This is a genomic window from Hymenobacter sp. BT188 (assembly GCF_014333585.1).
Lineage (GTDB): Bacteria > Bacteroidota > Bacteroidia > Cytophagales > Hymenobacteraceae > Hymenobacter.
The window spans coordinates 18,066-31,066 of record NZ_JACSCW010000007.1 but is presented as its reverse complement, the minus strand read 5'-3'; the positions used below and the strand labels follow the sequence as shown (position 1 = coordinate 31,066).

The 13,001-nt window shown below is 61.7% G+C and carries 9 protein-coding genes; 4 read left to right on the top strand and 5 right to left on the bottom strand.

Annotated features, from left to right (window positions below; genetic code table 11):
- Nucleotide 1: 1 nt before the first annotated feature.
- Both H8B13_RS18235 and H8B13_RS18230 read right to left on the bottom strand, forming a co-directional pair.
- The gene (locus H8B13_RS18235) at nucleotides 2-1,015 is read right to left on the bottom strand and encodes a hypothetical protein (protein WP_187312265.1); all 1,014 of its coding nucleotides are present in this window, start codon (nucleotides 1,013-1,015) and stop codon (nucleotides 2-4) included.
- Between the two features lies 1 nt (nucleotide 1,016).
- The gene (locus tag H8B13_RS18230) at nucleotides 1,017-1,649 is read right to left on the bottom strand and encodes a DUF4255 domain-containing protein (RefSeq protein WP_187312264.1); all 633 of its coding nucleotides are present in this window, start codon (nucleotides 1,647-1,649) and stop codon (nucleotides 1,017-1,019) included.
- Nucleotides 1,650-2,251: 602 nt separating this feature from the next.
- Here H8B13_RS18230 and H8B13_RS18225 point away from each other — a divergent pair.
- Together H8B13_RS18225 and H8B13_RS18220 are read left to right on the top strand one after the other, a co-directional pair.
- Nucleotides 2,252-4,462, top strand: a complete 2,211-nt coding sequence (locus H8B13_RS18225; protein ID WP_187312263.1) for a TonB-dependent receptor plug domain-containing protein — start codon at nucleotides 2,252-2,254, stop codon at nucleotides 4,460-4,462.
- Nucleotides 4,463-4,611: 149 nt separating this feature from the next.
- Nucleotides 4,612-7,836 carry a WD40/YVTN/BNR-like repeat-containing protein gene (locus tag H8B13_RS18220; protein ID WP_187312262.1) on the top strand — a complete coding sequence of 1,075 codons (3,225 nt, stop codon included), beginning with the start codon at nucleotides 4,612-4,614 and terminating at the stop codon, nucleotides 7,834-7,836.
- 577 nt (nucleotides 7,837-8,413) lie between these two features.
- Here H8B13_RS18220 and H8B13_RS18215 read toward each other — a convergent pair.
- Complete coding sequence (locus H8B13_RS18215) at nucleotides 8,414-9,061, bottom strand: GAF domain-containing protein (RefSeq protein ID WP_187312261.1); 648 nt, start codon at nucleotides 9,059-9,061, stop codon at nucleotides 8,414-8,416.
- Between the two features lie 24 nt (nucleotides 9,062-9,085).
- The gene (locus H8B13_RS18210) at nucleotides 9,086-10,480 is read right to left on the bottom strand and encodes an undecaprenyl-phosphate glucose phosphotransferase (RefSeq protein ID WP_187312260.1); all 1,395 of its coding nucleotides are present in this window, start codon (nucleotides 10,478-10,480) and stop codon (nucleotides 9,086-9,088) included.
- Nucleotides 10,481-10,764: 284 nt separating this feature from the next.
- Between H8B13_RS18210 and H8B13_RS18205 the strand changes: the two genes are divergently transcribed.
- Nucleotides 10,765-10,956: a hypothetical protein gene (locus H8B13_RS18205; protein WP_187312259.1), complete on the top strand. Its 192-nt coding sequence runs from the start codon at nucleotides 10,765-10,767 to the stop codon at nucleotides 10,954-10,956.
- A gap of 28 nt (nucleotides 10,957-10,984) precedes the next feature.
- Here the strand turns inward: H8B13_RS18205 and H8B13_RS18200 are convergent, their stop codons facing one another.
- Nucleotides 10,985-11,620, bottom strand: coding sequence for a sugar transferase (locus H8B13_RS18200; protein WP_187312258.1), 636 nt, complete (start codon nucleotides 11,618-11,620; stop codon nucleotides 10,985-10,987).
- 820 nt (nucleotides 11,621-12,440) lie between these two features.
- Here H8B13_RS18200 and mobV point away from each other — a divergent pair.
- Nucleotides 12,441-12,998 carry a MobV family relaxase gene (mobV, locus tag H8B13_RS18195; protein ID WP_187312257.1) on the top strand — a complete coding sequence of 186 codons (558 nt, stop codon included), beginning with the start codon at nucleotides 12,441-12,443 and terminating at the stop codon, nucleotides 12,996-12,998.
- Nucleotides 12,999-13,001: the final 3 nt, after the last annotated feature.

The following is a 13,001-nucleotide window of genomic DNA, read 5'->3' as shown; positions in this document are numbered from 1 at the left end:
CTTATTCAAATATCTCCGAGATGAGACCCGTAGTTCGGCCGGGTACGGCGCTGTCGAAGGAGGCTTTGCTGAGGCCGGTCAGGGGCTTGCGCTTGGTGCCCGCGTTGCCGCGCCGCGTGAGGGGTAAGGCGGTGGGCTCGGCCGAGACCGGAGCGCCGCTGTACTGGTTGAAGTAGTGCCGGAAAGTGGCGCGGTTGCGGAAGCGCACCTGAAACACCGGATACGCGGATTTGGCCAGTCCGCCGCTGGTGCAGCTATACTCGGCACTGCCCGGCCTGACCGCCCTTATCCGGACGAGGGCAAACACGTCGTCGGGAATGCCTTCGGTCAGCTGGATGCCGCGGGCGGGCACCCCCGTCAGGCCGGGCGGGGGCACAATAGCCGGCACGTCGCCCTGGTGCACGTACACCGGCCTGTCGGTGGCCTGGGCGCTTATCTGCTGGGTGGCCGCGCCGGGCTGGTCACTGGTAAGCTGCTCGAGCGCCGCCCCCGACAAGACGAGCGATTCTACCCGGTCGGTAGGCGTGAGGGCCGGGATTTCCTGGGAGAGAAACAGGGCTCGGCTGGCCCCCGCGCCGCGGGCTACGCCGGTTAGGTTGGAGAAAACGGGCACGTTTTCCTTGTAGCGAACCACCCGCTTGGTCGGCTCATCGTAGAAATCATAGATCTTGCGGGCAGGCAGCGTCAGGGCCGTGTAGTCGAAAAACTGGCTACTTTGGATCCGAACGGTAAACTTCAGCACGGTATCGTGGGGAATGACGGTGCCTTTCCGGGTAGCCACAAGGCCCCCCAGCGCCGTGCTTTTAAATACGGCGCCCAGTCCCTGCAAGGTTTGGGCGGTGGCGGGCGTCGGCTCCAAGGAAAGAAAAGAGCGTACGTCATACGTGAGCAGGCGCGCGAGCCGCTCGGCTTCCGGCAACGCGTCGAACACGGTTGGGCCCTCATCCAGCCAATAATGGTGGAGTAGCCTCACCTCAAACAGGCGCTGGTAGCCACTGACGATGCGCTCCGCCATGTTATGGTTCGGTTGGCTGGTGATGGTAAAAGTCAGTGGCGATGTCCGTAATCAGGCCGCTCTCGCTGCGGGCCGCCTTGAACTTGAGATCGAGCATGCGCAGGCGGTACAGCACAAACGGGTACTGTTTGCCCCCCAGCGTGCCCCAGAGGTGGTTCACTTCCTCCAGGGAAGGCGAGTACAAATCGAAAATGAGCTTGAAGCGGTCCAGGTGATCCAGCGCATTGGTAGGAGCATTCTGGCTGATCGACTCGGGCGCGACGCTTTCCGGCGTGAAAACATGCTGGGCCTGAAAAAACCGGATTCCGCGCGAGAGAATCAGCAAGGCATTGATGTAGTCGCTGTGCGTGGCCGCCACCAGAATCTGGAAGTTGAGAAACACGGGCGGGTTCTCGTACGTGGCCGTGAGCTTGACGTCGTTGCGCACGTAGTGGGGGAGGTTTTTCAGCGTGGCTTCCTCCGTAATATTGACCACCGACAGGATCAGCCGGTCGCGCGGCACGCCCCCGTTTTGGCCCCCCAAGCCTTCCGCCAGATTTCCCAGCTTCGCTTCGTTAGGCGGCGTAACCAGGCCGTAAGCCGCCAGGTGCTTGTTTAACTCATTAACCACGATGGAGAGCGCATGCGAGATCATTCTCTTGGGGAAATAAATACGCCTGCAAGGAAGCAGGGCGGGGGACCGTAGGCGGGCAGCCCACTTCCGGCGGGCCCGTTGCCGGAAGCAGCCGGTAGCTAAACTGGCGCGCCGCGGCCGAGTGGGTACGCGAGCCCAGGAGCCGATGAGTAGGGTGGCCTTTGCCCGGTTAGTAGGGCTTCAAGCTAAGCTCGGAACGCAGGGTTTACATCAGTGCCAGCACTGAAACTGGCGCGGCTGGGTACGATGATCAGGCAAGGTGACGTTCGAGCGGCAATTTCTTGTTCTGCTGCCTAGCAAGGTTCCGCCGAAGCCTTCCCACTCCACCCCCGCTCAGTGAGGTCTGAGCGCGCGCCACGAGGCGGCCCGGGGTGAGCAGCAGGAGCGCCAGCCGGGGGGCTTTTCTGAGCCTGGCCCTTTCGACCTCGACCTACCGGGGAAGCAGCGGTTGACAAAGGTGCCTGTTTGCCTGGCCCTCGCTGGGTCGAGGCTGAACGCCCCCTTCCCCGCCGGAATACGAGCGCCAGCGCATTGGGCGTCTAGCCTATTTAGCCTTTTTATTTACCTTACCCGTCTAAACGCCACCTCTCCCTACTAGCGTCGTGTTCAATCTACGCAGGCCGTTGACGGGCCTATTGGTAACGGCCTGCCTGACGGCCAGCGCCCAGCAAGCCGTACCCGACTCTGCTCGCGCTATCCGCTTGCAGGACGTGATCATATCGGCCCGGCGGGGAGCGGAATCCCGGGTGACGGTGCCCCAGCAGGTAGACGTCTTGTCGGCGCCCACGATTCGGCAGTTGAACCCGCCCACGACGGCCGACGCCCTGCAGCAGAGCGGGTGGGTATACGTGCAGAAGTCGCAATTAGGCGGGGGCAGCCCCGTGTTGCGCGGCTTCGAAGCCAATAAGGTGCTGCTGGTCGTTGACGGGGTGCGGCTGAATAATGCGATTTTTCGGGGGGGGCACCTGCAAAACGTGCTGGGCATCGACGCGAACGTGCTCGAGCGGGTGGAAATACTCAGCGGCGCGGGCGCCGTGCCCTACGGCTCCGATGCCCTGGGTGGGGTTATCAGCCTGTATACCAAGCAGCCCCAGCTCGCGGACAGCAGTGCCCGCGCCCCGCGGGTGGGCGCCGCCGGCCTGCTGCGCTACGCCACGGCCGCGCGGGAGAAAACCCTGCACGCGGACCTGAGCCTGGGGTGGCGGCGCGTGGCGTGGCTGACCAGCGTTACCGCCACCGATTTCGACGATTTGCGCAAGGGCCGCCGCGATTATGCCTCCTTCCCGGGCTTCGGGGAGAAACGATTCTACGTGCGGCGCCTGGGCCAGCGCGACAGCGTCCTGGTGAACCCGGATCCTAACCGGCAGCGCGACTCAGGGTACGGGCAACTCGACGTGCTGCAGAAGCTGCTGTTCCGCCCTACTCCCCAGCAGCAGCATCTGCTAAATCTACAGTACTCCACCACCACCGCTGTGCCGCGCTACGACCGCCTCCTCGTGGTGCAAACCAACGGCTTGCCGCGCTATGCCGAGTGGAACTACGGCCCGCAGCGCCGGCTGCTGGCCAGCTATCAATATCAGTACCACCACCCGACGCGCTTTTTTGATGCGCTGCACTTCACCCCGGCCCTGCAACTCCTGGCCGAAAGCCGCCTGGTACGCGACTTTGGCCAGGAGCGGCGGCAGGAGAATCGGGAGCAGGTGCGGGTCTGGTCGGCTAACCTGGACCTGCAGAAAACGCTGGGTCGCCACGAGCTGCGCTACGGCGCGGAGGGAACCCACAACCGGGTGCACAGTACGGGCACCGCCCGGAACGTGCGCACCGGGCAACGGCAGGCGATTGTCACGCGCTACCCCAACGGCGCCACCTACGCTACCACGGGCCTCTATGCCACCCACCGCTGGTCCCTGTCGCCCGTTTTCAGCCTTTCCACGGGGCTGCGCGTGAGCACGGTGTGCCTGCGCGGCGAGTTTGACCCGCGCTTCTTCCAGACGGACGTCCGCCAGATCCGGCAATCCTCGGCCTCGCTGGATGGCAGCCTGGGGCTGGTGGCACAGCTGCCGGGTGGGTTTCGCGCCTCCGGGCTGCTGGGCACCGCTTTTCGCAATCCCAACGTGGACGATGCGGGCAAGACCTTCGAGCAGAACAATGGCACCCTGCTGCTCCCCAATCCCGACCTGCGGCCGGAGCGCGTGCGGACGGCCGAGCTGGAATTGTCGCAAAGGATAGAGAACAAACTGCACGTCGCCCTGACGAGTTTCTACACCCAGCTACGCGATGCCCTCACGGTGCAACCCTATACCACCCCTAGCGGAGCTACTACCGTGGAATTTAATGGCGCGACTTACGCCACCGTCGCCAGCACTAATACGGGCCGGGCACGAATTTACGGCCTGAGTGCCCGCGCGCAGGCCGAGGTAGGCGGAGGGTGGTCGGCACAAGGTAGTCTAACCTATACCCAGGGCCGCGACCGGACGCGGCGCGTCCCGCTCGACCATATTCCGCCGTTGTACGGGCGCGCGGGCATCGGCTACCGCCGCCGCGCCCTCACGGCGGAGGCATCTGTGTTATTTAATGGCCGCAAGCGCCCCAGTGAGTTTAGTCCCTCGGGTGAGGACAACCTCGAGCAGGCCACGCCGGCGGGCGCGCTGGGCTGGTATACCGGCAACGTTCGGGCCGAGTACCGTCTTACGCCGCGCTGGACGGCGCAGGCCGCCGTCGAGAACCTGCTAAACCAGAGCTACCGGCAGTTCGCGTCGGGCATCAGTGCGCCCGGCCGCAACGTGGTGCTGGCCCTGCGCTTCACCCACTAGCGCACGCCCGGTTTCGGGGGGCTTTTTCAGGTTCTCACCGCCCGGGTGACCGTTGCTAGCCGGTTTCTTGCTACTTTACCCGGCGATCATTCTTACCTTACCGTCAATCGAGCGCCGAAGATCGTTCCCCTCCCATCAAACCCCTGCGTATGAAACCTTTCTTACCCTATAAGGCGGCTTTCCTCAGCGCGCTGTTGCTGCTGCTTCTCACTACTTCGGCCGAGGCCCAGCAGCGCGCCAAGCGAAAAAAAGCCCCCCAAAGCACCGCCGCGGTCTATGATACGACCTTGTACAATGGGCTGCGGTGGCGCTCCATCGGTCCTTACCGGGGTGGGCGGGCCGGCACGGTGACGGGCGTGCCCGGCAACCCCAACTTATACTACATGGGCACGGCCGGGGGCGGCGTGTGGCGCACCACCGATGGGGGCGGCACCTGGGGCAACATCTCCGACCGCTACTTCGGCGGGTCCATCGGGGCCGTGGCCGTCAGCGAGTCGGACCCCAACGTGTTGTACGCCGGCGAGGGCGAGCAAACCGTGCGGGGTAACGTGTCCTCCGGCTTTGGGGTGTGGAAGTCGCTGGATGCGGGCCAGACCTGGACCAACGTGGGCCTGAAGGATTCGCGCCACATTGGCCGCATCCGCATCCACCCCCAGAATCCGGATCTGGTGTACGTCGCGGCCATGGGCAACCTGTACGCGCCCAGCGAGATGCGCGGCGTGTACCGTTCCAAAGATGGGGGCAAGAAGTGGGAGCGCGTGCTGTTTGCCAATAAAGACGCCGGCGCGGTGGACCTGATTCTGGACCCCGGCAACCCGCGCATTCTCTACGCCAGCACCTGGAACGTACGCCGTACGCCCTACAGCTTCTCCTCGGGCGGCCCGGGCTCGGGCCTGTGGAAAAGCACCGATGGCGGCGACACCTGGCAGGATATCTCCCGCAGCGAGGGCTTGCCCACGGGCACCCTGGGCATCATCGGGGTGGCCGTGTCGCCGGTAAACTCCAGCCGGGTGTGGGCCCTGGTGGAAGCCGAAAAGGGGGGCTTATTCCGCTCCGACGACGGCGGCAAGCACTGGCAGAAGCTGTCGGATGACCGCAACCTGCGCCAGCGGGCCTGGTACTACACCCGCATCTATGCCGACCCCAAGGACGCGGACGTGCTGTACGTGCTCAACGTGTCCTACCACAAAAGCAAGGATGGGGGCCGCACCTTCCAAGCCTACGATGCCCCCCACGGCGACCACCACGATCTGTGGATTGCGCCCGAGAACCCCACCCGTATGGTCATGGCCGACGACGGCGGCGCCCAGGTCAGCACCGATGGGGGCCTGAACTGGACCACCTACCACAACCAGCCCACCGGGCAGTTTTACCGGGTGGTCACCGACAATCATTTCCCCTACCGCATCTACGGAGCCCAGCAGGACAACTCGACCGTACGCATTCCGCACCGCACGGCGGGCCGCAGCATTGAGGAGCGCGACTGGGAGCCGACGGCCGGTGGCGAAAGTGCCCATATCGCCGTGGATCCGCTCAACCCCGACATTGTGTACGGGGGCAGCTACGATGGCTATCTCTCCCGCATCGATCATAGCACCCAGCAGGAGCGCGCCATCGACGTGTGGCCCGACAACCCGATGGGGCACGGCGCCGAGGGCATGAAGTACCGGTTCCAGTGGAACTTCCCCCTGCTGTTTTCCCCCCACGACCCCAAACGGCTGTACGCGGGCTCCAACCACCTGCACGTCACGACCAACGAAGGCCAGTCCTGGCAGGTGATCAGCCCCGACCTGACCCGCAATGACCCGAAAACCCTGGGCCCCTCCGGCGGCCCCATCACCAAGGACAACACGGCCGTGGAGTACTATGGCACCATCTTCGCCATCGCCGAGTCGCCGGTAGAGGCCGGCGTGATCTGGACGGGCTCCGACGACGGCCTGCTGCACCTCACCCGCGACCAGGGCAAGACCTGGACCAAGGTGCAGCCCAAGGGCCTGCCCGACTGGATTCAAATCAACAGCCTTGACGCCCACCCCACGGCGAAGGGGGCCGCCTACGTGGCGGCCACCATGTATAAGTCCGGGGACTTTCGGCCCTACCTGTACAAGACGACGGACTACGGCAAGACGTGGGCAAAAATCACCACGGGCATTCCCGACACGCACTTTACCCGGGTGGTCCGCGCCGACCCCAAGCGCGCCGGGCTGCTCTACGCCGGCACTGAATATGGCCTGTACGTTTCCTTCAACGATGGGCAGCAGTGGCAGCCGTTGCAGCTCAACCTGCCACCGACACCCATTACGGACCTCACGATCAAAAACGACAACCTCATTGCCGCTACCCAAGGGCGGGGGTTCTGGCTGCTCGACGACCTGACGCCCCTGCACCAGCTGAGCGCGGCTGTGGCCGCCCGCCCGTTTCACTTGTACACGCCCGCCCCGAGCTACCGGATGGAGGGCCGCGGCTCTGCCACGATTTCCCCTACAGCGGGCCAGAATCATCCGGGCGGAGTGCTGCTCTACTACTCCTTCACCCAAAAGCACGATTCGACCAGCACCGTGAAGCTCGACATCTTGGATGCGCGAGGCCAGGTTATTCGCACCTTCGCCAACACGGATAAGGACCTGGGGGGCAAAAATCTGACGAAAGCGGAAAAAGCCAAGATCAAGCGCGAGCTGCTGCCCACCCGGCGCGGTCTGAACCGCTTCGTCTGGGATTTGAGCTACCCCGATGCCCGCCAGTTCGAAGGCCTGATTCTGTGGGGCGGCGGCACCCAGGGCCCCCGGGCCGTGCCGGGCACCTACAAGGCGCGCCTCACGCTCAACCAGGAAACCCAGGAAACGAACTTTACCGTCCTGCCCGACCCACGCAGCAAAGCCACCGCCCAGGACCTGCAGGCCCAGTTTGACTTTCTGCAGGAAGTGCAGCGCAAGCTCACCGAAACCCACGAGGCCATCCGCGATATCCGCACCCTACGCGGCCAGCTCAACACGATCACGGCTCCGTTGAAAGACCAGGCGCAGGCCAAGGATATCGTCGAGTCGGCCGCGGCTATTGACAAGAAAATCACCCAGATTGAAGAGGCCCTGTACCAAACCAAAAACAAAAGCGGGCAGGACCCGCTGAACTTCCCCATCCGCCTGAACAATAAGCTCGCGAACCTGGTCGGGCAGGCCAGCACCGGCGACTACCGGCCCACGGAGCAGGCCGTAGGGTTCCAGAAGGAAGTAACCGAGCAGATCAATCAGCAGCTGAGTCAGTTCAAAATGATCAAGGAGCAAGACCTGCCGGCCCTGAACAAGCTTATCCGGGACAAGAACGTGGATGCCATTACCCTCCCGCCGGCCGCCCCCACCGCTCCCAGTAGCCTGTAGACACATAGTGTTGGTTTAAAGCCCAGATCTATCCCTAGGTCTGGGCTTTTTGCGCCCGTCGCTTATGGGCACCAGGAGCCCCCCTTTGCCGTCCGCAGCAAGATTCGGTTGAGCCCTCCGGCGACGTTAACTTCGGGTAGACAGGACTAGGTAGGAGGTGGTGGGGTGAAGTAAGCGAGCGCTGGGTCTTCGTTAGAAGAGCTTGTTGTGCAACACTATGCAGGCACTTGTAGCCCTGCTCGCCGCGTGCCGTTGCTGGTGATTGTAGTAATTAAAATACGTCGCTAGTTCCGCTGGTAACTCGGCCACCGAAGCGAAAGCAGCGCGATTCAGCCGCACCTGGGTTTGCACGCGCGCCAAAAACTCTTAGCCTGCTCGTGAACGTAGCATTAGCCGCGGCGTGCGGGCTACCGCTTTCACTCGCCAGGCGCAACGCCTCGGCGCGAAAGGGTTCCGTATAGGGGCGCGCTTGCGTGGCGCGCCCGGGTTTATTTTTTGCATCCTGACCGAAGAAGAAGGATGCCTTTTCTGTCGCACTTTAGTGGACCACCTCACGAGTACCTCTGGGTTCTTATTGTTAGGAGAGTGGCTGCAGCAGGTGTTGGACCTGCCGTAGCGGGGAGAGCAGGCCGGCCCCCTCGGCGGCGGGTAAAGAGCCCACCGCGCTCACCAAGTCTTCTACGATAGGGAGGGCCGCCGCTAGTTTTCCTTGGCAATCGGCGAGGGCTAGGTGGGTGCGGCGTACCTGAAAATGCGTACTCACTAAGTTGGCCAAGAGCGTGAGCGCGTCCAGCTTGGCCTCCGATAACACCCGGGGGCGGCTATCAAGGACACACAGCGCCCCTAAGGCCCGACCCTCCGCGTCCCGGACCGGCACCCCGGCATAAAAGATGAGGCGGGGGTCCTGCCGGGTATTGGGGTTATCGTAAAAACGCTCGTCGTAGCGCGCATCCGCCACGAGCAGGGGCTGGGTAGGCTGTAAAATGGTGTGCGCGCAAAAGGAATGGTCACGGGGCTGGCTGCCCGCCGCCATGCCTGCCGTGGCTTTGGCCCACTGCCGGTCGGCCGCCACCAAGTTCAGGGCGGCCCGGGGGGTCCCGCACAATTCAGCCGCCAGGCGGGTGATCTGCTGGTATACCGCTTCGGGGAGGGTATCCAGCAACTGGTGTTCCGCTAGCGAGTGCAGGCGGGCCGCTTCATTCGGAGGCAGGGCGGGGGGAATCATGCTGCGCAATAATAGCAATAACGGTTAATAGGCATTCTCTTCGCCCCGGAAGACATTGTAGGCCGTCCTAAACATGATTTTCACATCCAGGCTTAAGCGCCAGTTTTCGAGGTACCACAAGTCGTATTCCACCCGCTTCTGAATGTGGCGCAGGGTGCTGATTTCGCCCCGGTAGCCGTTTACCTGCGCCCAGCCCGTGATGCCGGGCTTCAGAAACTGCCGAATCATGTACTGGTCTTCTACGGAGGAGTACTCCAGCGTATGCCGGAGCATATGAGGCCGCGGACCCACGATACTCATCTGCCCCAGCAGCACGTTTAGAAACTGCGGAAACTCATCCAGGCTGGTCTTGCGCAGAAAGCGCCCGAGCCGGGTGACGCGGGCATCCTGGCGGGTGGCCTGCCTGGTATTCGACTCGTGGTTGACTGCCATGCTGCGAAACTTCAGGCAATAGAAGGGTTGGTTATGAAGGCCACTGCGCAGTTGCCGAAAAAGGATGGGTCCGGGCGACTCCAGCTTGATAAGCACCCCGAGCAGGGGCACCAGCCAGCTGAGAATAAACAGGGTAGCCCCTAAGCTGATGACTACATCGAACAGGCGCTTCGCGAACTTGTTGGCCACCTGCTGCAAGGGCTCTTTGCGGATGGAGAGAATGGGCAGCTCGTAGAGATAGTCCACGTGTACGGGGCGGTTGATGAAGGTGGCGAAATCAGGCACAAACCGGAAGCGAATCAAGTCCTGATCTGCCTGCTGCATCATGTCATACACCAGCGCATTGTTCTCGGGCATGATGGTGGAGTAGATCTCCGTGACCCGCAGCTCCCGCGCCAGGCTCAGCGCCTCCCCCAGACCGGGCACCACGACGTGGTTGGCGGGCGCGGCCGCGGGGCGAACGTCATCCACAATGCACTCCACGCGGACGTTGAATTCTTCCGCTTCCAGGTACGCGGCCAACTTTTCGGCCACCTTGTTATAGCCCAGGATTAAGACCCGCCGTTTCATGGTCCCTGTGGTACGCACCCACACGCGAAGCAGCAGATAAAACCCGCGGGCCCCCAGCAAGGCCAAAGCAAAGCTTAAAATGGTGAAGTACATAAATTCCCGGGCGAGCGGCAGCGTCGTGCGGAGCAGAAACGCGGTGACCAGCACGAAGAAGGCCCAGGCGAGGTAGAGGCGGCAGGTAACCTGCAGAAAGCGGCGAAAGACCAGCAGATGTTGGTAGGAGTAGAGTTGTCCGAGCCAGGAAGCGAAAGCCCAGCTTACGTTGAGCAGCAGCCAATACTGGCTCCGAGGGGAAAGCCACTGTGCCTGCACCGGATCCGGAATGGCGTGCTGGGTAACCAAAAAGAGCCCATTGAGCAGGAACAAATCCAGCATCAGCAACGGAATCTGCAGCGAGCGTAAGAAGACTTTATCCATGCCACTTCCCCCGGCCGGGCCACTGATTGTTAGGGTAGCACTTGCACGTGTCCATCGGCTTGAAGTATAGGTAACTAGGTAGCTATGGGGCCGGAAAACAAGAGGGGCGGTAAGGAGCCCGGAGCAGCCATCGCGGCCGGGCGCTGCTGCCCTTAGGAACGGGCCCCGTCCCGTGGGGTTCATTTTATTACCGGAAAAGCCTGTATCTTCCCTACGTGTAGCACTGGACCCGCCTTTTTTCCGCCGCCGGCTACACGGGTAACCCTGTCCGCTGTGCCCCGCATATGAACCCCGAAGAAGAATTTTTAGAAAACGCAGCCACGCTGCTACGGTACGCGAAGGAGGAACTTAAGCAATTTTTGGTGTGGACGGACCGGCAGGCCCCCTACGGACAACAAGCCGCCGCATTAGTAGAGCAGCTGGACGGCCTTTCGGCGGCTATGAAGGAACTCCAACGAGCGTACAAGGCGCGCTAAGTTGCCCTTGCCTTCGCTTCGTGACGACTTAGCAGGCGTTTTGGTGGCCACGCAGGGCTTGCACCACGGTCAGGCCCACAATGCGCACATCCAGCGCTAATGATCCTCTTTTAATGTACCACAGGTCGGCCTGCACGCGGTTTTCCATGGCCTGTAGCTTCCGGGTCTCGCCGTGGTAGCCTTTGACCTGGGCCCAGCCCGTGATGCCGGGCGTGACGGCATGACGCTCCATGAAGCCCGCGATGCGCTGAGCATAGTCTTGGGTGTGCAGCAGCATGTGGGGCCGGGGGCCGACCACGGACATGTCCCCGCGCAAGACGTTGATGAACTGGGGCAGCTCATCCAGGCTGGTCTGGCGGATAAAGGCCCCGAGGCGGGTAATGCGGCTGTCGCCCCGACTGGCCTGGCGGGCGTCAGCCTCCGAGTTCAGGCGCATAGAGCGAAACTTCAGACAGTAGAAGGGCTGGCAGTGCTTGCCCGTGCGCAGCTGCTTGAAGAAGACCGGGCCCCGACTCTCGAGCTTGAGCAACAGGCCCAGCAGCGGGGCCAGCCAGCTCAATATCAGCACGACGACGAGCAGGGAGAAGGAAAAGTCAAACCCGCGCTTGAGCAGGGCGTAGCGCTGCTCGGGGCTCAGGGGCCGGGGGGGAAAGATACGAGGCATAAACTAAGGGATAACAATAGGAGAACGCAGGCAGACAAACGGGTCGGGGAAAGCAGAGCAAGAAGGACTAACAACAATGCTTAAGAGTTAGCAGCAGAGCACTAGGATAATTATTCACTGAAATCTTATTAGTTTCTTGTCAAACTTAACCCGCTGGTTTCAACCCTGCAAATAATAGTGCAATCAATTTATAGAATTGTTATAAAATACAATTAGAATTGAAATAGTTACAAATTTATATAGTGTTTTGGAACTATATTTCACTTACTTTATTAAACCCTGGACATTTTCACGTTTGTATCCCTGGCTGGAAAGTAGCTAGATGAAGGTGAGTATGACTGCATCAGCCCAGGCGCTATCGGTGCCGTCCGCATGATTTTCTCGGCGCGGCAGCAAGCCCTACATCGGCCCACCCCACCACTCTGCATTGGTGGCCTGGGTAGTCGTGACCAACTTCCCCATGGGATAAGCGATCTTCTTGCTAACGGCGCGGCGGATCACGCTGCGTTCCTGTTTCGGCCTAGGGGTGAACCGCCATTAAACGGCCCGCGGCCATGTAGCTATGTAGCTATGTAGCTATGTAGCTATGTAGCTATGTAGCTATGTAGCTATGTAGGGCGGCAAAGGTACATGGAAGTAACGGGGAGTGGCCACTAAAAAAGAGTGTGGAAGAATTTCTCAAAGCCGAACCATCTGCGTATCTTTTGTGAGCGCAAGATTCTGGGTTAATGTGTAACTCACTACGCATTGGCCCTGAACACTACCCAAGCCCGGACGCGCTCCATACCTGCTATCCCTTCGCCTTTCCTTTCGAACGGTTATGGCATACGCGATTCTCCGCATAGGCAAAATCAAGTCGCACAGTTCCGCGACCAGCAAGGCTCAGCACAACTATCGCCTGCAGCTCACGCCCAATGCTGACCCCGACCAGCAGCATTGCAACCAGGAGTACCTGAATCACGTCCTGCGCAACTACTGGGACCTGGCGCAGGAGCGCATCCAAGAACTGGGCCTTAAACGCTTGCGCAGCGATGCTGTGCGGGCCGTCGAAGTACTGCTCACCGCCAGCCCCGAGGCCTTCCGGCGCGACGCCCAGGGGCGGGCCGCGGATATGCGCGACGCCCCGTGGACGCGCGACAACTTGCGCTTTTTACAGCAGCACCTTGGCGAGCGCAACGTGGTGAGCTTCACCCTGCACCAGGACGAGGTGACTCCGCACGTGCACGCGGTTGTCATCCCGATTACGGAAGATGGCCGCCTGAGCGCGCGGGATGTCTTCAGCCCCAAAAGCCTACGCCAACTGCAGACCGACTACGCACAAGCTATGGCCGCCTACGGTGTGAGGCGGGGCGTCCACTACAGCACGGCTATTCACTAAGAC